The organism is Chitinophagales bacterium, from assembly GCA_017303835.1.
Lineage (GTDB): Bacteria > Bacteroidota > Bacteroidia > Chitinophagales > Chitinophagaceae > JAFLBI01.
Window position 1 is genome coordinate 1485189 of the sequence record JAFLBI010000001.1, and the last position, 23369, is coordinate 1508557.

At 43.6% G+C, this 23369-nt stretch carries 19 protein-coding genes; 3 read left to right on the forward strand and 16 right to left on the reverse strand.

Annotation, left to right across the window (positions count from 1 at the left end; genetic code table 11):
* Window position 1: 1 nt before the first annotated feature.
* Genes J0L83_06850 through mraZ form a run of 6 tightly spaced genes read right to left on the reverse strand, consistent with a single transcriptional unit; the run spans window position 2 to window position 6696 of the window.
* Complete coding sequence (locus tag J0L83_06850; GenBank protein MBN8664269.1) at window positions 2-1318, reverse strand: phospho-N-acetylmuramoyl-pentapeptide-transferase; 1317 nt, start codon at window positions 1316-1318, stop codon at window positions 2-4.
* A 37-nt stretch (window positions 1319-1355) separates the two neighbouring features.
* Window positions 1356-2819 (reverse strand): UDP-N-acetylmuramoyl-L-alanyl-D-glutamate--2,6-diaminopimelate ligase, encoded by a 1464-nt coding sequence (locus tag J0L83_06855; protein MBN8664270.1) that lies wholly within the window; start codon window positions 2817-2819, stop codon window positions 1356-1358.
* A 1-nt stretch (window position 2820) separates the two neighbouring features.
* The gene (locus tag J0L83_06860) at window positions 2821-4938 is read right to left on the reverse strand and encodes a transpeptidase family protein (GenBank protein ID MBN8664271.1); all 2118 of its coding nucleotides are present in this window, start codon (window positions 4936-4938) and stop codon (window positions 2821-2823) included.
* Between the two features lie 9 nt (window positions 4939-4947).
* Window positions 4948-5283, reverse strand: a complete 336-nt coding sequence (locus tag J0L83_06865) for a hypothetical protein (protein ID MBN8664272.1) — start codon at window positions 5281-5283, stop codon at window positions 4948-4950.
* 2 nt (window positions 5284-5285) lie between these two features.
* Complete coding sequence (rsmH, locus tag J0L83_06870) at window positions 5286-6227, reverse strand: 16S rRNA (cytosine(1402)-N(4))-methyltransferase RsmH (GenBank protein MBN8664273.1); 942 nt, start codon at window positions 6225-6227, stop codon at window positions 5286-5288.
* Between the two features lie 4 nt (window positions 6228-6231).
* Window positions 6232-6696, reverse strand: coding sequence for a division/cell wall cluster transcriptional repressor MraZ (mraZ, locus tag J0L83_06875; GenBank protein MBN8664274.1), 465 nt, complete (start codon window positions 6694-6696; stop codon window positions 6232-6234).
* Between the two features lie 460 nt (window positions 6697-7156).
* On the opposite strand from mraZ, the gene J0L83_06880 reads away from it, so the two are divergent.
* Window positions 7157-8398 (forward strand): S-adenosylmethionine:tRNA ribosyltransferase-isomerase, encoded by a 1242-nt coding sequence (locus J0L83_06880; GenBank protein ID MBN8664275.1) that lies wholly within the window; start codon window positions 7157-7159, stop codon window positions 8396-8398.
* On the opposite strand, the gene J0L83_06885 is transcribed toward J0L83_06880, so the two are convergent.
* Window positions 8395-9723, reverse strand: coding sequence for a HAMP domain-containing histidine kinase (locus J0L83_06885; GenBank protein MBN8664276.1), 1329 nt, complete (start codon window positions 9721-9723; stop codon window positions 8395-8397). The genes J0L83_06880 and J0L83_06885 overlap by 4 nt on opposite strands.
* Before the next feature lie 118 nt (window positions 9724-9841).
* Between J0L83_06885 and J0L83_06890 the strand changes: the two genes are divergently transcribed.
* Window positions 9842-10393, forward strand: a complete 552-nt coding sequence (locus J0L83_06890; protein MBN8664277.1) for a YqgE/AlgH family protein — start codon at window positions 9842-9844, stop codon at window positions 10391-10393.
* Between the two features lie 37 nt (window positions 10394-10430).
* Here J0L83_06890 and J0L83_06895 read toward each other — a convergent pair whose 3' ends face one another.
* A complete protein-coding gene (locus J0L83_06895; protein MBN8664278.1) occupies window positions 10431-14195 on the reverse strand; it encodes a S8 family peptidase in 3765 nt (1254 codons plus the stop codon).
* Window positions 14196-14308: 113 nt separating this feature from the next.
* Between J0L83_06895 and J0L83_06900 the strand changes: the two genes are divergently transcribed.
* Complete coding sequence (locus J0L83_06900) at window positions 14309-14758, forward strand: hypothetical protein (GenBank protein ID MBN8664279.1); 450 nt, start codon at window positions 14309-14311, stop codon at window positions 14756-14758.
* A gap of 50 nt (window positions 14759-14808) precedes the next feature.
* Here J0L83_06900 and atpC read toward each other — a convergent pair whose 3' ends face one another.
* The 8 genes from atpC to dut form a co-directional block, all read right to left on the reverse strand.
* On the reverse strand, window positions 14809-15060 hold the full coding sequence (gene atpC / locus J0L83_06905; GenBank protein ID MBN8664280.1) for an ATP synthase F1 subunit epsilon: 252 nt from the start codon (window positions 15058-15060) through the stop codon (window positions 14809-14811).
* A gap of 39 nt (window positions 15061-15099) precedes the next feature.
* Window positions 15100-16599 (reverse strand): F0F1 ATP synthase subunit beta, encoded by a 1500-nt coding sequence (locus J0L83_06910; protein ID MBN8664281.1) that lies wholly within the window; start codon window positions 16597-16599, stop codon window positions 15100-15102.
* 149 nt (window positions 16600-16748) lie between these two features.
* On the reverse strand, window positions 16749-17477 hold the full coding sequence (locus J0L83_06915) for an aquaporin family protein (GenBank protein MBN8664282.1): 729 nt from the start codon (window positions 17475-17477) through the stop codon (window positions 16749-16751).
* Between the two features lie 18 nt (window positions 17478-17495).
* On the reverse strand, window positions 17496-19049 hold the full coding sequence (locus J0L83_06920) for a glycerol-3-phosphate dehydrogenase/oxidase (protein MBN8664283.1): 1554 nt from the start codon (window positions 19047-19049) through the stop codon (window positions 17496-17498).
* Window positions 19050-19055: 6 nt separating this feature from the next.
* Window positions 19056-20555 carry a glycerol kinase GlpK gene (gene glpK / locus J0L83_06925; protein ID MBN8664284.1) on the reverse strand — a complete coding sequence of 500 codons (1500 nt, stop codon included), beginning with the start codon at window positions 20553-20555 and terminating at the stop codon, window positions 19056-19058.
* 80 nt (window positions 20556-20635) lie between these two features.
* Entirely contained in the window at window positions 20636-21973 is a 1338-nt protein-coding gene (locus J0L83_06930; GenBank protein MBN8664285.1) for a peptidoglycan DD-metalloendopeptidase family protein, read from the reverse strand.
* Between the two features lie 57 nt (window positions 21974-22030).
* Window positions 22031-22849, reverse strand: coding sequence for a DUF4292 domain-containing protein (locus tag J0L83_06935; protein ID MBN8664286.1), 819 nt, complete (start codon window positions 22847-22849; stop codon window positions 22031-22033).
* Between the two features lie 2 nt (window positions 22850-22851).
* Window positions 22852-23295: a dUTP diphosphatase gene (gene dut, locus J0L83_06940; GenBank protein ID MBN8664287.1), complete on the reverse strand. Its 444-nt coding sequence runs from the start codon at window positions 23293-23295 to the stop codon at window positions 22852-22854.
* Window positions 23296-23369 lie beyond the last annotated feature (74 nt).

The following is a 23369-nucleotide window of genomic DNA, read 5'->3' on the forward strand; positions in this document are numbered from 1 at the left end:
TTTATCTAATCTTTAAAGTCATGATTGAAGCAACTACGCAGAGAATGGTAATGATCCAGAAACGCACAGCAATCTTGCTCTCATGAAAACCTTTCTTCTGGTAATGGTGGTGGAGCGGACTCATCAGGAAAACCCTTCGCCCCTCTCCATATTTTTTCTTGGTGTACTTGAAATAGCTCACCTGAATAATCACGCTCAGGTTTTCAATCAAGAACACACCGCAGAAAATAGGAATCAATAATTCTTTACGCACGATGATGGCAAGTGAAGCGATGATGCCGCCGAGTGCAAGACTTCCTGTATCGCCCATGAATACCTGTGCTGGATAAGCATTGTACCAGAGGAATCCGATACAAGCACCTACAAACGCACCGATAAAGATGGACAGTTCACCCAGGTTAGGGATATACATTACGTTCAGGTAATCTGCAAACTTGTAGTTACCACTCACGTACACAAACACACCCAGTGCTGCACCTATGATGGCACTTACTCCTGCTGCTAAGCCATCCAAACCATCTGTGATATTGGCACCATTTGATACGGCAGTAACAATGAATACTACTATCAGGATATAAATAATCCAAGTGAATTGCTCTGCACCATTACCCATCCAGGAAATCAACTTAGAGTAGTTGAATTCATGATTCTTCACAAATGGAATCGTGGTGATAGGTGTTTTTACTTTTACAAAACTTCTTTCCACACCATCCATTTGGCGCGTGATTACGTTACTGTCTTTTGCCAAACGCTCACCTTGTTTCAATGCGCCTATTACAGTTGCTGAGCCGATAATCTCACGTTCTACAGTTACAGAATTATTGAAATACAATGTTGCGCCGATGATGATACCCAATCCTACCTGACCAATGATTTTTGAAATACCTGCTAAACCATCACTGTCTTTTTTCTTGTAGGCTTCACCTTTTGCTTGTGCTGATTTGCGTGCTTTGATTTTGAAATAATCATCCAGAAAACCAATCAAGCCCAACCAAACCGTACAAAGCAACATGAGGCGGATATACACTTTATCCAGATTCGCGAACAACAATGTTGGAATGATGATCGCCAGCAGGATGATTACGCCACCCATCGTTGGGGTTCCTTTCTTTTGCTGTTCACCGGCCAAGCCAAGATCACGCACACTTTCACCAATCTGATGGTTCTTCAGAAAGTTGATGATACGCTTACCATATACAGTAGCAATAAAGAGCGACAACAAAATCGCCATCGCAATGCGGAAAGTCAGGTACTGAAACAGTCCGGTTCCGCTGATATTAAATTGCTCGTGTAACCATGTAAATAAATGGTACAGCATAGTGGGTACGGTTTATATTTTTTAGATAAGCAGTTGCCTACTTACCTAGTAATTCAAATTGCTCAGCCAGCACAGCTTTATCATCAAATGGATGCTTCACACCCTTGATGTCTTGATACTTCTCATGTCCTTTGCCGGCTACCAGAATAATGTCTTCCGGACCAGCCAGACTCACCGCCGTTTTAATGGCTTCATTTCTATCCACAATAGAGATGTATTTTCTCTTCGCTGCACTATTCAATCCAGCTTCCATATCCTGCAGAATCACCTGCGGATCTTCTGTTCTGGGATTATCACTTGTCAAAATCACACGATCACTCAAATCACAAGCCACCTGAGCCATGATGGGACGCTTGGTCTTATCTCTATCACCACCACAGCCTACTACTGTGATTACTTGTTCGTGACCTTTGCGTAATTTTTTGATAGTAGCCAACACATTTTCCAAAGCATCCGGTGTATGCGCATAGTCAACAATACCTACAATGCGCTGTGCACTGATGGTGTATTCAAACCTGCCTTCTGCACCGCTCAGCATGCTGAGTACAGTTAATACTTGATTGCGTTCTTCACCCAAGCAAATCGCAGCACCATAAACCGCTAACAAATTGTAGGCATTGAATTCGCCAATCAAACGGAAATGCACTTCCTGCTCATTCACCAGCATTTGTAAGCCGGTTAACGCATTATCCAAAATCTTGCCTTTAAAAGCAGCGGCTGTTTTCAGTGCATAGTAATAGGTCTTAGCACTTGTATTCTGCAACATCACAGTACCACGCTTATCATCAGCATTCGAGATAGCGAATGCATCACTACCCAGGCCATCGAAGAAAGCTTTTTTCACACGGATATACTCATCGAAAGTCTTGTGGTAATCCAGGTGATCGTGGGTGATATTGCTAAAGATGGCTCCGGCAAATTGCAAGCCAGTGATGCGATGCTGATGTATAGCATGACTGCTACATTCCATGAACACATGGCTGCAACCAGCTGCTACCATTTGTGCCAGCAATGCGTTCAGACTAATAGCATCAGGCGTAGTATGTGTTGCTGGAACGATGTTATCGCCAATCTGATTTTGTACCGTACTGATAAGACCGCAACGATAGCCCAGTTTGGAAAACAACTTAAACAATACTGTAGCGATAGTGGTTTTACCATTGGTACCAGTAACACCAACCAGTTTGATTTTCGATGAAGGATGCTGGTAAAAATTAGTAGCGATATAGGCTGCTGCTTCTTGTGCATTGGCAGTCTGCACATAAACCACACCTTCTACTCTATCAGCAGGCATATTTTCACACACAATCGCGCTAGCACCCTGTTGAATAGCTGTAGCAATAAACTGATGACCGTCTGTCTGCACACCCTTGATGGCAATAAACAAATCGCCAGCCTGCACTTTTCTGGAGTCGATATGCACAGCTTTGATCTCCAGCTGTGTGCTACCGATTACCTCCTGAAGGCGCACTCTGTACAATATGTCTTTTAATATGGCCATCTTAGTTTAACTCCAGTTGAATCAATTGTCCTTTTGCAATAGGCTGTCCTGCTAATACAGATTGTTGCTGCACTTTACCACTTCCACGCACCTGCACTTTCAAGCCCATATTCTCACAGGCATAAACCGCATCTTTCAAAGCCATTCCCTTTAACGCAGGCATTTTTTGCTGCTGCATTGGAATGCTACCTGCATACACCTGCTTATTTACAGATTGTAATTGCATCCACTCATCTGCCCTTCCAGTAGAATCTTTGAATCGGATATTCAGCTTATTTGTAACCATTTGCAAATCCTGCTTGTATCCCGCGTAGCGGAAAAAGCTACTGTCTGATTGATTGCGGTTTGCCTTCTTATCAACGCCACGTACATAGGTTGCATAAAGTCTATCGGCAATCTCTCTGAATACCGGACCAGCTACATCAGCTCCATAAAATTTCACTGCTTGTGGTTTGTTACGAATCACCACGATACAGCTATACTGTGGGTTCTCTGCGGGGAAATAACCTGCAAATGATGATTGATAAATTTTATCTGCATAACCACGATTACCATTAGCCACCAATGACGTACCTGTTTTACCTGCTGCTTTATAAGCGGCATTTTGAAATAATCTTCTGGCAGTGCCATATTCAGAATGACAAACACCTTCCAGACAAACTTTCAGTTGTTGCAATGTTTGCGCACTTACTAATTGTTCATTTAATATGATTGGTTGAAACTCACGCACCGTAACACCTTGATCCTTGATCGACTTAACCAAATAAGGCTTTACCAGTTTACCATTATTGGCAACGGCATTATACAGCATCAAGGTCTGGAGCGGACTAACAGACAAGTTGTATCCAAAAGCCATCCAAGGCAAAGTAGTCGCACTCCAATAACGTGTGCCCGGCTTGTAGATAACAGGATTACGCTCACCGCGCAAATCAATACCTGTTACTGTATCTAAACGCATTTTGCTGAGGTGACGAATAAACTGAGATGGCGCATTACCATAATGCTGCAGTGCCAACTTCGCCATGCCCACATTGGAGCTTAATTCAAAAGCCTGCTCAACAGTTACATTGCTACGGCCATGCTGCTCACTATCAAATACCGTTCTATCAGCTACCTGCCATTTACCGCCTTCCAGGTTCACTTGATTATTCAAACCAACTTTTTTGTCTTCCAACAAAGCCATCATGGTTGCCAGCTTAATGGTAGAACCAGGCTCAGAAGGATTGATGGCGTAATTAAAATCTTCCCAGTATGTACCATCAGTTCTGCGACCAAGATTGGCGATGGCTTTAATTTTACCTGTAGCCGTTTCCATCACTATGGCACAACCATGTACTGCTTCGTTAGCAGTCATCATTTTCAATAATGCATTCTCTGTTACTTCCTGAATGAATACATCGAGTGTTGTTACCACATCTTTGCCATTCTCAGGCTCAATTTGCATGGACTCATCCTCAACAGGCACACCTACACCACCGGCGATTCTGCGCACCAATCTTCTACCGCTTCTGCCTTTCAGCACTGTATCATAAGACAGTTCCAATCCTACTTTAAAAGAATCTCTCGCTAAACCGATGGTTCTGAAAGCGAGCATGGGATAAGGATTCATGCGGACGCTTCTGTTCTCAGGAATAAAACCACTCTTGTTTCTACCTTGACGCACCAGCGGAAATTCCATAATCTGCTGATACTCGCGATATGACACTTTCTTACGCAGCGGGAAATAACCCAATTGCTCTTTGTAACCCTGCTGCAGCATGCGCTTGTATTCAGCAGGAGTCATATCCTTGAAGAGATTGGATAAACAGTAGCTCAATGAATCTAAGTTCTCGCGGAAACGCTTGCCGTTATTTTCACGCAAACCTTTAGCGCGGAAATCAATATAAAAATCAAACTCTGGCACACTAGTGCTCAGCATTTCACCATCTTCACTATATATAGTACCACGCTCTGCATCGATGATTTCTACTCCTTGATGCAGACTATCACTAAGACTTCTCCAGTAAGCACCCTGTACCTGTTGAATGTAGAATGCCTTGCCAAAAATGAACAAGCATACTACGATCACCAGGATAAACACCAGGTATACGCGCCAGAGTATGTCTTTTTTAACCTCCATTCCTTAGGACTAATGCGTTTTCTCGAGTTGTAATCTTTGCGGCATTTCTTTTGGTATCTCCAAGCCCATTGGTGTTACCGCTTTCACCAATTGCGCTTCTTCTGTTCTGAACATCACTTCACGCTTCACTGTCTTGTATTCAAACTGCAGCTGCTTGATTTCATCTTCTGTTCTATCAATATCGCGCAGCATCTTATCTGCTACATGTCCGTTCGCGATATACACTACCGCCAGCACTGCGAGGAAAAGAAAGAAACCAGTGTTGTCAACAATCCACTGTCCGCCCAAACCCTTGAGCGGATTGAGCTTCGTACGCTTTTGTTCTGTTGATACGGTTTCGTTCATCCTTATTTTTTTTCAGCCACACGCAGTTTAGCGCTGCGACTTCTGGTATTTTGTTTTTGCTCTGCCTCAGTAGCCACCAAAGGTTTTTTGGTGATCACTTGCAGCGGATTATGCTTCTCCACAGACAACAAGGGGTTATCAGGCAATTCATCAAAACTGCCCTGACGGAAAAAGTTCTTTACGATCCTGTCTTCAATGGAGTGAAAGGTGATGATGGCTGCGCGCCCACCTTTCTTCAGCACAGCAGGAAGCTGCTGCAGCATTTCCCTTAAAGCACCCATCTCGTCGTTTACCTCAATCCGCAATGCCTGAAATACCTGGGCCAGATACTTGTTGGGATTTCCCTTTACCACCGGTGCAATCATCGCTTTGAACTGATCAATGGTTTGCAACGCATGTGCACCTCTGCTTTCTACGATATGCTTAGCGAGTGTTCTGGAATTGCTGACTTCACCATACTGCTCAAACAATTTGTGTAATTGTTGCTCTGTATAGCTTTTCACCACATCAGCAGCACTAGTTTCCTGACGCTGATCCATCCGCATATCAAGCGGACCATCAAAACGTGTAGAGAAACCGCGCGTGCCTTCATCAAACTGATGACTGCTAACACCCAGATCGGCCAGCACACCATCTACCTCCGTGATTTTATACAAACGGAGAAAGCGCTGGATATGTCTAAAATTCTGTGGCACAAATAACACACGTGCATCTTCAGGAAGATTGCTTTGTGCATCTGCATCCTGATCAAAAGCAATCAGCTTTCCATCAGGGCCCAGCTGTTCCAGAATGCCTCTGCTATGACCACCACCACCAAATGTGCAATCCACATACACACCCGCTGGTTTGATCTGCAAGGCTTCCAGGCTTTCGCGGTAGAGGACGGGGATATGATAAGTAGATGAGGCGGCTGACGAGTTAGCGGTTGGTTTTGGTTGCTGCATCATGTCAACTTTTCGGTGCATCATCTTTTTTGGTCATCACATCCTGCGCCAGGTTACTGAAAGCTTCGGGAGAGAAATCCTCAAAGAGCTGTTTGTACTTACCGGCATCCCAGATTTCGATTTTGTCGAGGGCAGCCACAAGGATGATATCCTTGCTTAAGCCAGCGAACTCCTTCAGTGTAGGTGGCAACAACAAACGACCGGCTGCGTCCAGCTCGATCTCGGTAGCGCCACCCAGAAACTGGCGACGGAATTCGCGTACTTTTGGGTCGAAATCATTTAACTGGTTAATCTTATTCATGATCGGTTCCCAACTTTTCATCGGGTACAGGGTGAGGCATTTTTCAAAACCTCTGGAAATAATGAAGCGGTTCTCACCTTCTGTCAGCTGCTTTTTAAAGCCGGCAGGCAGGAGGAAGCGACCTTTCGCGTCAACTGTTGCTTCATATTCTCCGAGGAAACCGATCATGTGAATAAATTCAATTAAGATTTACCATTTATTGACACAAAATAACACTTTTTACCACTTTTACCCCAAATCTGGAAGCACTGTATTTTTCCACAAAAAACAATGAGCTACAATGCTTTGTAGGCTTGATTTTGCTCGATTTTATTGCGTTTCACTCGTTCAATTCATGTGAATAGCTGTGGATAACCCGTGAAGAAGCCGAAAACATTGGTGAATAAGGCTTCAAACGCCCCCAAAACATACCAAAATCAGCCATTTTACCTGTGCATAAGCTACAGCAATTAGCAAGCCCAGCCCCTACGCTGTGGGTTACTAAATGACCACTTGACCCTTAAAAAAGGGCTCAAAATGCCTGATTTCCTGTTTTTGTGGTAAAAAGTGGAGGATTATCCCGCCTCGTTGTAGCTAACCACCTTTGAAAGCAGCTTTGGCCCCTTTACCGCCCGTATCTTTGCGGCCCATGCATCCAAAAGACATCTCCATACATGACTTTACCTACGATTTACCTGAAGATAGGATTGCCAAATACCCTTTAGAAGTTCGCGACCAGAGCAAACTCTTGGTATGGAAGTCGGGAGAGATCACTGAAAGTATCTACCAACACTTGCATGAGCAATTACCTGCAGATAGCTTATTGGTTTGTAATAATACCAAGGTGGTTGAAGCCAGACTACTATTTCAGAAAGCAACCGGTGGACAAATTGAGATTTTCTGTTTGGAGCCCGATGATCGATATAGCGATATCACCACCGCTATGCTCTCGCGCGGAGAAGTGTATTGGCGCTGCTTGATTGGTGGTGCGAAAAAATGGAAAGAAGGGAGCTTGGTTTTAGATGTTTCTTATAAAGGACAAACACTCACCATTCATGCCACTAAAGCAGCAAGTCTGCATGATTGTTTCCTCATTCATTTTACTTGGAATCAAGCTAATCTCAGTTTTGCAGAAGTATTGCATGCAGCAGGTTCTATTCCGCTTCCGCCTTATTTAAATAGGGCAACAGAAGCAAGTGATGCAGAAAGGTATCAAACAGTATACGCACAACATGATGGCTCTGTTGCTGCACCTACAGCTGGATTGCACTTTACAGAACGCGTACTCAATAATCTTGCAACAAAAAATATTCATCCTGCATTTGTTACACTGCATGTTGGTGCAGGCACATTCAAGCCTGTGAAAGCAGCAAAACTGGAAGATCATGATATGCATGCTGAATGGATAGATGTAGATGCATCACTCATTCAACAATTACTACAGGCTTCTGGAAAAATTATCGCCGTAGGCACAACATCCCTACGCACCATTGAAACATTGTATTGGATGGGGGTGAAAATTGTACATCATACGCAACAACACAGCATCGCTACAATTACGATAGATGATTTAGTGATGCATCAATGGGATGCTTATGCACTACCTCAAGACATCAATAGAATAGTAGCATTGAAAGCTTTATTGGATTGGATGCAAACACATCAGACTACAAGATTGATGTGCAAAACTCAAATCCTGATTGCACCGGGATATCGCATTCGAATGGCAGATGCGTTGATTACAAATTTTCATCAGCCTCAATCTACTTTACTCCTATTGATATCAGCCGTTGTTGGGGATGCATGGAAAAAGATTTACGCCCATGCGCTTGCCAACAATTATCGCTTTCTTAGCTATGGAGATGGTAGCTTGCTGTGGTGCAAAGACTAAGGCTTGGCCTTTAGGGGAATTTCAACAATAAAGCTGGAACCTTTACCGGGCGTACTATCTACTTTGATACGGCCTTTGTGCGCGTCAATCACTGACTTCACATAGCTCATACCCAGACCAAAGCCCTTAACATTGTGTACATTACCGGTATGTGCACGATAGAATTTCTCGAAAATCCTTTTTACCGTCTCTTTATTCATACCAATACCATTATCCTCAATGCGTATGACCATATGTTTATGCGTACTATGTGTACTGATGCGGATCAGCAGTTGTTCTTTAGAATACTTAATGGCATTATCCAATAAATTGGAAAGCATATTGGTAAAATGCGTTTCATCTGCCTCTACAACATGTGTTGCGGCATTCAGCTTCCACTCAACACTACCCTGCTTATCTGCCAACTGTAATTCGTAATTGTCTACCAGACTGTGCAACAACAAATGCACATCAATCTCTATTGGCTGTAACCTCAATTCCTGACGATCCATTAAAGCTGATTGCAGAATGGTTTCCACATGTTTATTCATGCGTACATTCTCTTCTTTGATGATACTCGTAAAATAATCCAGCTTCTCTTTATTGCTTTGCACTTTCTCGTTTCGCACAGCATCTACAGCTAAAGCGATGGTTGCCAGCGGCGTCTTGAGCTCATGCGTCATATTATTGATGAAATCACTTTTGATTTCGCTCAGCTTCTTTTGATTCAATAATGCGGAAAGCGTAATGTAAAATGCTGTAAAAATAACCAGCATGAAAACCACAGCGCCTACTATTACCCAACGCAAAGATTCCCACACCTGCACATTGAAGTCTGGCACAATCAATGCAAGATTCTCATAGCTATTCATTGCATCTAATTCCATCAAAGATTCCGGGATGATGGCATAAAATCTCAGCTTATTGTGCGTAGTATCATAAAACTTCTGTGCGAAATTATTTGAGACCATTTCAGCATTACCATACATGTTGATGATGGCAAACTCAACATCCACTTTCTCAATACCGGAACCCTTTAGAGCTTGATGAATTTTCTCTTCAATATCCTTTTTGCTGAATTTTTCTGCAACACTTGGCGTTTTCAATAAGCGCATGGATAAATCAGAACCGATTCCAAATCGCTTGAGCAGACTACGTTTACCCGGAATGGTATACATGGCTCGACTCAAATCTGCAGAAACCGCCACACCTGCTTCATCCACCTTAGAAAGAATCTGCCCCTTTCTTACCTCAAGGATATTCTTCACCCAGGAGACTTGTAAAACCACAAGTCCCAACAAGGAAATAGAAATCAAAATAACAATGAGGGGTAAAGTTCTCTTCATTCCGGCAAATATAAAACGTCGATTTTTGCGAAATCTTGTTTACGCCTACGTTTACCAGTATTTTAACTGCCAAAACTGTATTTTTCGGGCAGAAAAAATCCTTACCTTAAATCAAGCAATGGACACTGTAACGAATGGAACAATCCTGATTTCAGATCCTTTTTTAAAGGATCCCAATTTTGTTCGCACCGTCGTGTTGCTCTGTGATCATGAAGCTAGTGGCACATGCGGATTTGTACTTAACCGAAAGACAGAAGATACCGTTAGCGATTTGATTACAGATATGGAAGGCTGCGATTTCCCCGTATATTATGGCGGCCCAGTACAAACTGATACTGTTCACATTTTACATCGCAGGCCAGATTTGATCACCGACTCTATTGAAGTTGTACCCGGCGTTTTCTGGGGTGGCGATTTCACGCAAGTAATACAATACATTCATGCTGGTCTGATTCAGGAAACAGATATCCGATTTTACATAGGTTATAGTGGCTGGGGTGAAGGCCAGTTAAATGAAGAACTGGAGGAAAAAAGTTGGATCACTAGTCAGGGTTCCGAAAAACTCGTCTTCTTCCCACAACCAGAACTAATCTGGAAAGAAGCGCTAAAAGAGTTGGGCGGTGAATATCAGCAACTCATACATTATCCCTTAGACCCACAACTGAATTAACAAAAACGCCCCCGCAGCATTGCGGTGGCGTTTGATTTTATTGAGCAACAATCTTTGTCAAGTAGGTTTCCTTACCCATGGTCAGCTTCAAGACATAAACACCTGCAGCTAATTTACCCAATCTTACTTGTCTGCTTACAAGTGTTTGCATGCCTGGAGATTGATAACGTTCTTGATACAACCGAACACCTTGCTGATTAATTAATTCTAATTGGTGTGGCTGTATTGTTGTGCTGGTATAGCGAAGGTTCAATAATCCGTTTACTGGGTTGGGACCCGCCTGCAAGCCAATTCTTTCCGGATTGAGAACAGTGAGTGCTGTGATGGTCGCATTTAACTCAGGAGATTCAAATACACAATCAAGCAAACTATGACTTACACGGTAAATACCTGAACCGGTAGGCCCCATATTCAAGTTTTGCGCATTTGCACCGGGCAAAGGAATATTGTTGTAAAACCATTGAATTGTTCCTGTAGCTGTATTGCTAGCTAAGTTATTTCCTGTCTGGGTAATACTAATATTCAGTGGTGCACCAGCTGTAACAGTGGTTCTTGGTGCATTCGTGGCACAATCCAAAGAACGCACACGCATGTTGTAGAAATAGTAATAAAACTGTGCAGTGGTTACAGTGGCTTCATGGCCGGTGATAGCCATGATTCCGGGAACAGTGATGGGATATGGATTTTGCTCCAACGGAATATTATTGTTTCTGAATAAAGTAGCAGAGCTACCAAAATCAACTTTGATAATATAATTACCGGGTTGAGGAATGCGTAAGTTCAATGGATAGATTCTACCAGTATCCCCTATCTGGTTACCCTGCGCACCAGGTGCAGGATTAGGTGCTGTAGCCTGAACATCCAGCGTCCTTGAAGCAACGATTGAAAAATTAGCACTATCCACAACAAACACAGTTATTCTTCCGGAATTACCAACATACAATCTTGCATGCTCAATCTCAATTGGTGAAAATGTTTTGATTCTAACACCAGGTGAGAACTGATTATACCCACCTTCAGGAAATAAACTCTTGGCACTGGTTCCAAGATTACCCGCATAATCATTTTGTGCTAGATAAAAGACTCTATTGCCTGGCACAGAAGCATTCACCAGACTGGAACCACCAGCCCCAATGGGCGTACCCCCTGTTGCTTGAGTGTACCACAATAATCCTGTAGTAGGATTGCTATTAGCGCGGAATGAAACTGCAGTTGGGCTACAAACCTGTGCTTGTACACCAGTTACAGTTGCATTCAATCCTGAACTATATGTTTTACTAATACTCAGTGTATTATTACCTGTATTCTGATCACCTGCAACAGTAACGCTCGTATTAAATTGAAAACTACTACTTGTAGCCTGGAAAGGTTGTGTATGCGTTAAAGTGAACAAATCTCCCTTAGCAACACCAGAGCGAAGCGTATCCTGAAGGGTTTGGATCAAGGTATTACCTTGTCTTATTTCAGTTGAGTAAATGATATCTGTACCCTGATTGATATTGTCACCCATATTTCGAACACGCACAGAAATAAACTGCTGTGGTTTGATGCAATCATTATTCACAGGCTCAATAATATCTTCAATCGCCAGATCTGTAGAATTAGCAGTAAAAACAATATTGTAATCCTGGGTTTCACCTCCACCTGCATAAGTGCCACATGGACTAATTGTCGCTGCATTTGTGGTTTCTACCAATACAACTCGCATCCTTGTGCTAGTCTCTGGTAGCACTGTTGCTGGTACAGTAATGTTTGAAGTGAATGTACCTGTTGCAGAAATAACCGTACTGGTTGCCACCAACTCACTTGCATCTACAAAATCACCATCGCTGTTCCAATCAATATACACTTGTGCAATCTTGTCCTTATTGGCGCCGCATGTACCTGCAGTGATTGACAAGGGTATTGTTTGACCTGGTCTCAGACTTGCAGTAAGATTTGTATAATCACTGTAAGTAGTACAACCCGCTGCAGGCGTATTATTGATACCAGCAAATGTGAGGTTATTGATTCTGCTATCTGCATTTGTGCTTGGTGTTGATACACAATAAGCAACACCATTTACACCGCTCATGATGACTGAATAAGCTTGCAACCCGTTTTGCAAAGTGCCCTTGTGACTGATTCTGATAGTATAGGTTTGTCCTGCAACTGCATTGGGAATTTCAATCTTCTCAACATTATCGCGGATATTATCTCCTTTGGTAGCAGGTGCTGATGGATTTGCAGGATCTAATATCCATGGAAGAAAAGTAGTGCTTCCACTCGTGATGCGGATATCTAAATCATTGATGAGCTTAGGGGTTCTGTTATTGTAACGATCATTAAAGTTGACTGCACCAGGAGGATCCGTCCAACACAAGGTTACTACCAAAGCTCCCTTACCAGATGCTACTACTTGAATCGTCGTATCCCTACCCTGCACCAAGGTTCTTTCAAATAATTGGTGATTATTCTGGTGATTACGAATCACGTTTGCTGCTTTCTCTGCATTTAGCAAACCCCAGCCATATACATAATCAGGACCATCTGAACTCCCAGCTTCACTAGCCGTATGTATGGCCAACCCTCGCAAGCTTGCTGAACGCATGAATCGTCCTTCTGTTTGTCTGTGATACAACTCTTGCAATAATAAAAGTGAACCCGTAACATTGGGTGTTGACATGGATGTTCCACTTAAAATACCATAAGCACTGGTATTACTAAGGTTGCCACCAAAGACAGGACTGGTAAGGCTTACACCCATACCCACCAAATCTGGCTTGATTCTGCCATCATCAGTTGGCCCCCAACTGCTGAAATTTGATATCAATACATCAGTAGGACGTTTATACCCACCAGATATTGACAATACTGCACCAATGGTCAGTATGTTTTTTGAATTACCGTATGTAGGGATAATATCATAACCATCGTTACTATAAATACCCGCTTCTCTCGCCGGAATAGAATCCCAAACACCTGATGCATTTCTTCTCCAGTAAGGCGAGCCTACTGAAGGGCCATTCTGGCTTCTGTTATTCCCCGATGATTTTACCGGCAGATAAAAAGGTGCTGCATATGTAATGGAATCCCATAAGCGAGAACGTGTATCATAAAAACCAAAATTGAAATCTTCTGTAGCCCCGGGCTCTCCCCAAAACTCCCATCTATTATTGGAGGAAGTATTGACACGCCAACCAGCCACTGTACCATAAGAGTGATTCGACAATAACAAATCACCAGCCTGTATGGCCATTTCTGAAGCATCGTTATTGAAATCATAAGCAACTAGTCCTCTGTTGCCATAGGCCATCCCACGGGCTACCGTATTTACACCTTTCGCAATCATGGTACCGGCAACATGTGTGGCATGATCATCTGCAGAAGCAGGATTGTCCATTTGCAAACCCCCTTTGCCCTGAAACTCAACGTGCTCAAAAAAAACACGACCACCGTCCCAAATACCCAATTTACCTGATAAAGCCTGAATACCCCCTGTTAAGCCTAAACCCGTACTGCCTCCCTGCCACAAAGTTTGTGTGCTTGTGGTAGCAGCAGCAGTAGTATTATTATCAACTACTGTATACTCTGGCAATCGATTGGGTGCAATACCTGTTAGTTGCGCCAGAGACCCATTTTCTACCCTGAAACTGCGCAATGCTTTTTTTTGCTGTACAAGCTTGACTAATTCAGCACTATCTTTTTGGTATTGAATGTTCAGGTTCTTTGATAAGGATTGTAATACCTGCTTATTCGTTCTTTCCTGCGCAGTTGACACTACAGCGGATAACATTAGTACACAAAAAATCAGTTGTCTCATTTGCAATTGAATAGAAAGTGAATTTACTACTATAGACATCGTTCTTATAAACTTGCCACAACTTTTAGCTATTGAATACACCAAACAATTCAACAAAAGCCGAAATTCATCCTATGATGAAATATGTATTTCTACTGCTCTTTTGCTTTGGCTGTGCCAGTCAGCATCCCAACAACCAGCATAAGCAAGGTGTTTACGGAACAGTTACGGAAATTATCGGCAATCGGATGCCCTCGCCTGAACTGACTAAACAAGATGCGCAGGGGTTAGCAGTTGCTGCTACAATTCATTTCTATGCACCTATTTCTACCAATAGTTTGCGCTTGAATGAATTTGGCCTATACCAACCATTGACGACGCAAGAGCCCATTGCTACATGTGTGGCAGATGCAGCTGGTAATTTTCGCCAATCTTTACCAGTAGGCAATTACAGCGTAATCATTGTATTGAAGGATGGATGGTTTGCCCATCAATCTGATGGAAATACTGTTCAGCCAGTAGAAATTAAAACGGGTACTTGGATAGAAAAAAATATACAAATCAATTACCGTGCGGTATACTAACAAAAAGCCCCCGCAATCATGCGAGGGCTCTTATTGATTATTTGGACTAATTAAGCTTCTACAGCGCCTTCTACCAGTACAGTTACTTTGTTGTTCAATACTTCCACAAAGCCACCTTGTATGGTATAGTTCTCTGATTGCTTCTGATCTTTCAGAATTTTCAGATTACCCTGCTTCAAAGCACTCACCATTGGTGCGTGTTTGTCCAGCACTTCAAACAAACCGGTGATACCGGGCAGCTGAACGCCGTACACTTCTCCGCTGTACAACTTTTTCTCTGGTGTTAAAATATCTAAATGCATAGGTTGCTGATTCGTTACCGGTTACCCGGACACATTCAATTAAGCCTGAGCCTGAGCCAGGAGTTTTTTACCCTTCTCAATCGCGTCTTCCAAAGTACCAACCAGGTTGAAAGCTGCTTCAGGATACTCATCTACTTCACCATCCATAATTGCATTGAATGCACGGATTGTGTCGTCGATGTTTACGAATACACCCTTCAGACCAGTGAACTGTTCAGCTACGTGGAAAGGCTGACTAAGGAAACGCTGCACTTTACGTGCACGTGCTACAGTCATCTTATCATCGTCACTCAATTCATCCATACCGAGGATGGCGATGATATCCTGCAGTTCCTTGTAACGCTGTAAGATCAGCTTCACACGGTTAGCGCAATTATAGTGTGCTTCACCTACGATAGCAGGTGTCAGAATTCTTGAAGTAGAATCCAATGGGTCAACCGCAGGGTAGATACCCAAATCCGCAATCTTACGGCTCAATACCGTTGTCGCATCCAAGTGAGCGAAAGTAGTTGCAGGCGCAGGGTCAGTCAAGTCATCCGCAGGTACGTAAACCGCCTGTACAGATGTGATTGAACCGTTCTTGGTTGAAGTGATACGCTCTTGCATCAATCCCATTTCAGTAGCCAGTGTAGGCTGATAACCTACCGCTGATGGCATACGACCCAAGAGGGCTGATACCTCTGAACCTGCCTGAGTGAAACGGAAGATATTATCTACGAAGAACAGGATATCCTTACCCTTACCTGTACCATCTCCATCACGGAAATATTCAGCGATTGTCAGACCAGAGAGGGCCACACGTGCACGTGCACCGGGGGGCTCATTCATCTGACCGAATACGAATGTTGCTTTAGAATCTTTCAGACCTTCCATATCTACCTTGCTCAGATCCCAACCACCTTCTTCCATGCTATGCTTGAACGCATCGCCGTACTTCATGATGCCTGCTTCAATCATTTCGCGCAGCAGATCGTTACCCTCACGAGTACGCTCTCCCACACCGGCGAATACTGACAGACCACCATAACCCTTGGCGATATTGTTGATCAATTCCTGAATCAATACGGTTTTACCTACACCCGCACCACCGAACAAACCAATCTTACCACCTTTTGCATATGGCTCGATCAGGTCGATAACCTTGATACCTGTAAACAGTACTTCTGTAGCAGTACTCAGGTTCTCGAATAAGGGCGGCATGGCGTGAATGGGGCGACCGTTCTCCTTGCTAACCTGAGGCAGACCATCAATGGCATCACCTGTTACATTGAACAGACGACCGTTGATGCCTTCACCAGTAGGCATGGCAATAGCTTTACCGGTGTCGATCACTTCGGTTCCACGAACCAGACCTTCTGTACCGTCCATCGCAATGGTACGTACGCTGTCCTCACCCAGGTGCTGCTGTACTTCCAGAACCAGGGTTTCGCCATTGGGACGCTTCAGTTCCAATGCGTTATAAATTTCAGGCAGTTTGCCTTCGAATTGCACGTCTACTACGGCACCGATGATCTGTTTGATCTTACCCTTTGTAGCCATATTGTCGAATAGGTTTTATTTCAGGCCGCAAAGGTAAGGGTATCCCCCTTTCACCGGATGGGAATTTTCAACAAAAAACCGAGTTTTTTTGAGCCTCCATTATGCCGATGGGAAAGCAGCACTGAAAAGGCCTGAAAAGCATCGAAAAATCAAGACAAAAAGGTCTGGAAAACCCAAGCTGCAAGCAATGCTCCCATAACCGGACCCAGCACAGGCACCCAGCTATAGGCCCAATCGCTATCGCGTTTGCCCTTAATGGGCAGGATAAAGTGCATAATTCTTGGACCCAGGTCTCTGGCAGGGTTAATGGCATAGCCGGTAGGGCCACCCAGACTCAAGCCCATACCCAGCACTAATAAAGCCACAGGCAAGGCGTCCAAAGCACCCAAGCCAAAAGATTGGCCTGTAGCATCTGTAGGTTTAGCAATGAATAAAATGGCCACCACAAAAATGAAAGTAGCCAAACACTCCGTGAGAAAGTTCTGCGGGTAATTACGGATAGCAGGACCAGTGCAGAAAGTAGCCAACTGCAGATCAGCATCCGTTGTTGCATCATAATGCTGGCGATAGACGGCCCAAACCAATAATGCACCCAACATACCTCCCAGCAGCTGAGCAAGCAAATAACCGGGCACCAGCGACCAATCGAATTTGCCCAGATAAGCCAATGCCAGTGTTACAGCCGGATTTAAATGCGCACCACTTGCCGCAGCCGAAACATAGACACCAATGAAAACAGCCATGGCCCAGCCAAATGCAATCACAATCCAACCACCGTTATTGCCTTTAGAATTTTTTAGTAGCACATTGGCTACTACTCCATCCCCAAAAATGATGATCAAAGCTGTACCTATTAATTCAGCGACAAAGGGAGTCATATGCAAGCGTTTAGTAATTTAAGATAGCAAATATTGTTGCGCTAAAGTGCGAAAACTATTGAGTTGCGTTTGCTGCCAATGCTGGTCTTTTTGCAACAGCTCAGCCATCAATGTAGCAACGATTGGTGCCGCTTCTTTAGCTGCTCTTGCATCCAGAAACAACAGGCGTATTCTTCGCGCCAGCACATCCTCTAATGTCATGGCCATTTCTGCCTCCACATGCCAGCGTATCTCAGCTTTGGTATAAGGATAGTTCGGGTGAATCAATTCAGACCATTTTTGTTCTTGCATCCAAGTGCGGATGATACTTGCATCTTTCCCGTACACAAATAAACGGTCTGTTTTATCCAAGGGCTTTTGCCAATTGCCAATGGGTAATTCTTTTGTTCTGGAGGATAATTTCTTGCCGCCTGCAACAAACACTGCATTATCCACTGCATCCTGTGCCATTTTCCGATAGGTGGTCCACTTCCCTCCTACAATACTCACCAAACCACTTTTGTGAATGATGATGCTATGATCTCGTGACAAAAGCGAAGTATGTGTTTGACCTTTTGATTTTACCAGCGGCCGCAAACCAGCGAACACAGACAATATATCAGCGCGCGTGATGGATTTACTGCAATAGCGATTGAAATGACTAATTACAAATTCTATCTCAGCTTCCATTGGCTGAGGTTCTGCTGTAATGGTATTAACGGGCGTATCTGTTGTACCCAATATCACTTTGCCTTGCCATGGCACGGCGAATAACACGCGTCCATCATCTGTTTTCGGTATGATGAGCGCCTGATTGCCGGGAAAGAAATCACTATCTACTACCAAGTGTATACCCTGAGAGGGAGATACGGCAATGCCGGGATTGGGCTCATCCAACTGCATGACGGTTTCTGCAAACACGCCACTTGCATTGATACAAGAAGTCGTATTAACCAAGTATTGCTGCCCGCTGAGATGATCTGTTAACCAAGCACCAACAATCTGCTCACCACTTTTTTCAAAAGCATGTACGCTGCAATAATTGATGATGGTGGCACCATGAGTTGTTGCAGTCTTGGCTAATGCTACAGCTAAACGTGTATCATCAAACTGACCATCGTAAAAACGCACACCACCAACAAGGCCTTGAGGTGATAAACCAGGCAAGGCTTTCAGCGCGCCTTTTTTAGACAACACTCTAGTGGCGCCCAGACTCCAATTGGCAGAAAGTAAATCGTACAACAATAATCCAATGCCGTAATAGAAATAATCCCAGATACTATAGACTGGTAAAATAAAAGATAAACGATCTGTGAGATGTGGCGCATTGCGTAACAAACGCCCTCTTTCTTTGAGGGCTTCCATCACCAGTTTGATATTACCTTGCGCCATATAACGTACACCGCCATGCACCAGCTTAGTGGCTTTACTGGAAGTGCCTTTACCGAAATCATGTTTCTCTACAAGTAGTGTTTTGTATCCGCGCGATGCTGCATCCAGTGCTGTTCCCAAACCGGTAGCACCACCGCCAATGATCAAGATATCCCATTGCTTAGTCGACTGAATTATATTGAGCGATTCCTGTCTATTCATTATTGCCTATACATCAAAATTTGCACCTGCGATGGTGGTATGAATGGCCTGCTGCCAGCCCTTGGTTCTTGCAGCAACTTGTTCGGCCGACATATTATATTCAAATGCACTTTCCACCTGCCATTGGCTTTGTATCGATTCCAGACTTGGCCAATAACCTACAGCCAAACCTGCAAGATATGCTGCACCCAATGCAGTGGTTTCGGTGATGCGCGGACGAACAACCCTGGTCTGCAATACATCACTCTGAAATTGCATTAATAGATCATTAGCTGTAGCACCACCATCCACACGCAATTCTTTAATCGCAATGCCAGCATCTGCTTCCATGGCTTTCAACACATCCATGGTTTGATAAGCAATACTTTCCAATGCCGCTCTAGCAATATGCGCCGCAGTAGTTCCTCTGGTTATACCAGTTATCGTGCCTCTTGCATGCTGATTCCAGTAGGGTGCACCCAATCCCGCGAAAGCGGGCACTACATACACACCTCCGGTATCAGCCACAGTTGCAGCCAAAGATTCTACTTCAGCAGAACTACGTATAATGCCTAATCCATCACGTAGCCACTGTACCACTGCACCTGCAATAAACACGCTACCTTCTAATGCATATTCTGTAACGCCATTGATTTGCCATGCAATAGTGGTGAGCAAATGATTGTTGGATGGAACAGCTTTCTGGCCAGTTTGCATCAGCATGAAGCAACCAGTACCATAGGTATTCTTTACCATGCCCGGTTGGGTACACATTTGTCCGAATAAAGCCGCTTGCTGATCGCCCGCAATACCTGCAATAGGAATTGCATGCGCGGTGAGAATATGATTGGTGCTGCCATAAACTTCGCTGCTACTGCGCACTTCTGGAAGCACTGAAGCAGGGATATCCATAAGGTGCAATAAATCTGCATCCCAACTAAGTGTATGAATATTGTACAACATGGTTCTCGATGCGTTTGATACATCGGTAGCATGTACTTGACCGTTCGTTAGTTTCCATAACAACCAACTATCTACTGTACCAAAACAAAGATTGCCTTTTGCAGCTTTTTCCCTGGCACCATGCACATGGTCTAATATCCATTTGAGTTTAGTCGCAGAGAAATAGGCATCAATCACCAAACCAGTTTTCGCTTGTATGGCTGCTGCATGGCCTGATGCTTTTAATTCATCGCAATATCCGGCTGTGCGCCTGTCTTGCCATACAATGGCATTATATACTGGCTGACCAGTTTGACGATCCCAAACAACGGTAGTTTCTCGCTGATTGGTGATACCAATAGCTGCAATATGTTCAACGGTTAAACCGGCTTTGGTGATGGCTTCTGCAGCTACGCCCAGTTGCGTACTCCATATCTCATTGGGATCATGTTCCACCCAGCCTGGCTGTGGAAAAATTTGTGTGAATTCCTTTTGTGCAACAGCAATGATGCTGCCCTTTTGATCGAATACAATGGCCCTGCTACTGGTAGTGCCCTGATCAAATGCCAGAATGTATTTCTGCATACAGCAAGCGATTTGCCGTAAGATACCGAAATAAATAATGAGTGAATGATTGGATGAATGAATGATAGAATGGTGGAATACTATCTGCGCTTGAGCCAGAGTTCAGGGTTGAGGTTGGCACCTTTATCATTCATCACAAGAAACTCTACTTTATAATCACCGTCCAGGTTTTGTGCGTTTCTGCCGATAACAGTACCTGCATTCACTGCTTGTCCTTTAGATACATTCACTGAAGAAAGGCGACTATAGATGGTAAAATATTTACCATGACGCACCATTACACCCTGATATTCGCCCAGATCAAAGATTCTGGCTACTTCACCGTCTGCCACACAACGGATGCTTGATTCTGCTTTTGTGGTAATGATGATACCATCATTCTTTTCAGCCAATCTTGTACCAGGAATCGTATGGGTACCAAACTCACCGGTAACAATACCAGACTCAACAGGCCATGGCAAACGACCTCTGTTCTTTTCAAAGTTGAGCGACATGGTGAGGCCTTCCGGCGTAGACTCGAAAGCACTTTCTTCACGATTCTCTTTGGGGCGGGCAGCAATACCACCAGTGACTGGCTCTGCATTTTTAGGTTTAGCAGCAACAGCGTCTTTCTCAACTGTAGCATTATTGTTCGCAGCTTTCTTGGCTGCTTCTGCCTGTCTGGCTATTCTTTCACGTTCCTTTCTTCGGGCATCTTCAATTTCGCGTTTGATAGCTGCATCCAAAGCACGGCGCAAATCCTGACGTTCTTTTTCTCTTCTTCTAAGCTGGGCTTGATAATCCTTTTCTTGATCCTTGAGTTGCTTCACCACCTGGGCTTGCTCCTGCTTATCTTCTTCCAGCACCTTAAGCTGCTCGCTTTGAGAACTCAGGGTCTTGGTCTTCTCCTGCTTATTTACTGCCAGCATGCCCATCCGCTCTTGTAAAAGCGATTGGGTTTTGTTGATGGCTACTGCCTGCGTCTCGCGCTGTTGACGATAGCTTTTGAGGTAAGCAATGCGCTTTACCGCATCATTAAAATTTTTGGCAGAAAAAAGAAAATTCAGGTATTCGTAGCTTCCTCTGTTCTTATATGCAAATTGAATACTCTGTGCATACTGAAGCTTGAGCGTATCTAATTCTTTATTGAGACGATAGATTTCGCGTTCATTCAGAAACAGCTCATCGTCAATTCTGCGGATATCTCTGCCAATACTATTGATTAATTCCTGACGCTTGGCGATTTTACGCTGTACAATGGCTAATTGACCGATTGATTTTTTCTTACTACGCTGTATCTCACCTAAAGTAGCATTCAGCTCATTGATCTCACGCTGCAATTCCTGTTGACGACGCTGTAATTCTTCCTTAGTTTGTTGCGCCTCTGCAATAGTAAAGGCGAACAAAACAACGATTAGGAAGGCAATTCTTTTCAGCATGGTCAAAGGATAACAGTTCAGGTGAATCCCAAACATAACGGTGAAACAGCAAAAAAATTATTGCTTCTTGAAATTTTTAGGAATATTAAACGAAATCGTTAAGGGCTGGTTAAACACCGGCTTTTTGAAATCGAGTAAAATATCCAGTTTAGACTTCTCGGCAATAGAAATTTTTCGCTGACTGGAGAATTTATAGGTACCGAAAGTCTCATAGTTAGACAATGTGATATCACAAGTTCTGCTACGCTCAGCATGGATATCATCTAATTTGCTATGCGTGATTTTAAACTCGTCTTTTTCAAGTGTAATCAGGTGCTTGAAAATATCTCCATTTACCAATACCAATAAGCCAGCATCGCTGTCCTTATAAGAAACGATGTTCCCATTTACAAAAACCGGATTTCCCAGAATCATATCTTGCAAAGTGGTGAAGTCGAATGGAATTTCTGTGATTTCCTGGAGGTAAGAAATCTTTCGGTATTGAACCGTCTTGTTGCGGTAATTCAGGAGAATCACACTATCCTTGAAAGCCTGTAATTCAAATAGCACGCCAATAACAGGATAGGTAAGTTTGATATTGATCACAGAATCTTTTTTCAGCTTTACATAAGCTGTGATGGAGTTTGCATCATCCTTATCCTCATAATCTACTTTAATCTTCGCTTCAAATGTGTTCACGTCGATTTTACGCATCATCACTTTCTGCATGATATCGCGTACGATAGCAGCTGAGTCTACTTTTGGCGCTTCTTTTACTTTTACAGACTCGGTTGTATCCTTATTGTAAATAGCCTGTTCAATCTTCTGCACTTTCTGCGCAGGCTTACAGGCATAAAAGAAAGCCAGTATAGAGAGAATAAAAAAGGATTGCTTCATAATTAATTTTTTCCTGTGTGGCCAAATCCACCTGAACCACGAGCTGTTTCATTAAGGCTATTTACCTGTTCCCATTCAATCTTTTCTACTTGCTGAATCACCAATTGGGCAATTCTGTCTCCATGTTGAATGAGCTGATTTTCGCCTGACAAATTGATTAAAATCACCTTGATTTCTCCCCTATAATCTGCATCAATTGTACCGGGTGTGTTTAAGCAGGTAATACCTTGCTTGATGGCCAGTCCACTCCTCGGGCGAACTTGTGCTTCAAGGTACTCAGGCAGTTCAATAAACAAACCGGTAGGTACCAATTCCCGCTGCATGGGCGCCAATTCCATGGGTTGTTCCAGATTGGCCCGAAGGTCCATACCTGAGGAGCCCGCAGTAGCATAAGCTGGCAAAGGATGTGGCGATTGGTTGATGATCCGAACTTTTGTCAGGGGCATGGCGCGAAGGTAATGAATGGATGCAGATAGCAATAGCCTCCTAAGTTTCGAAAGGTCATTTTATGACAATGCCA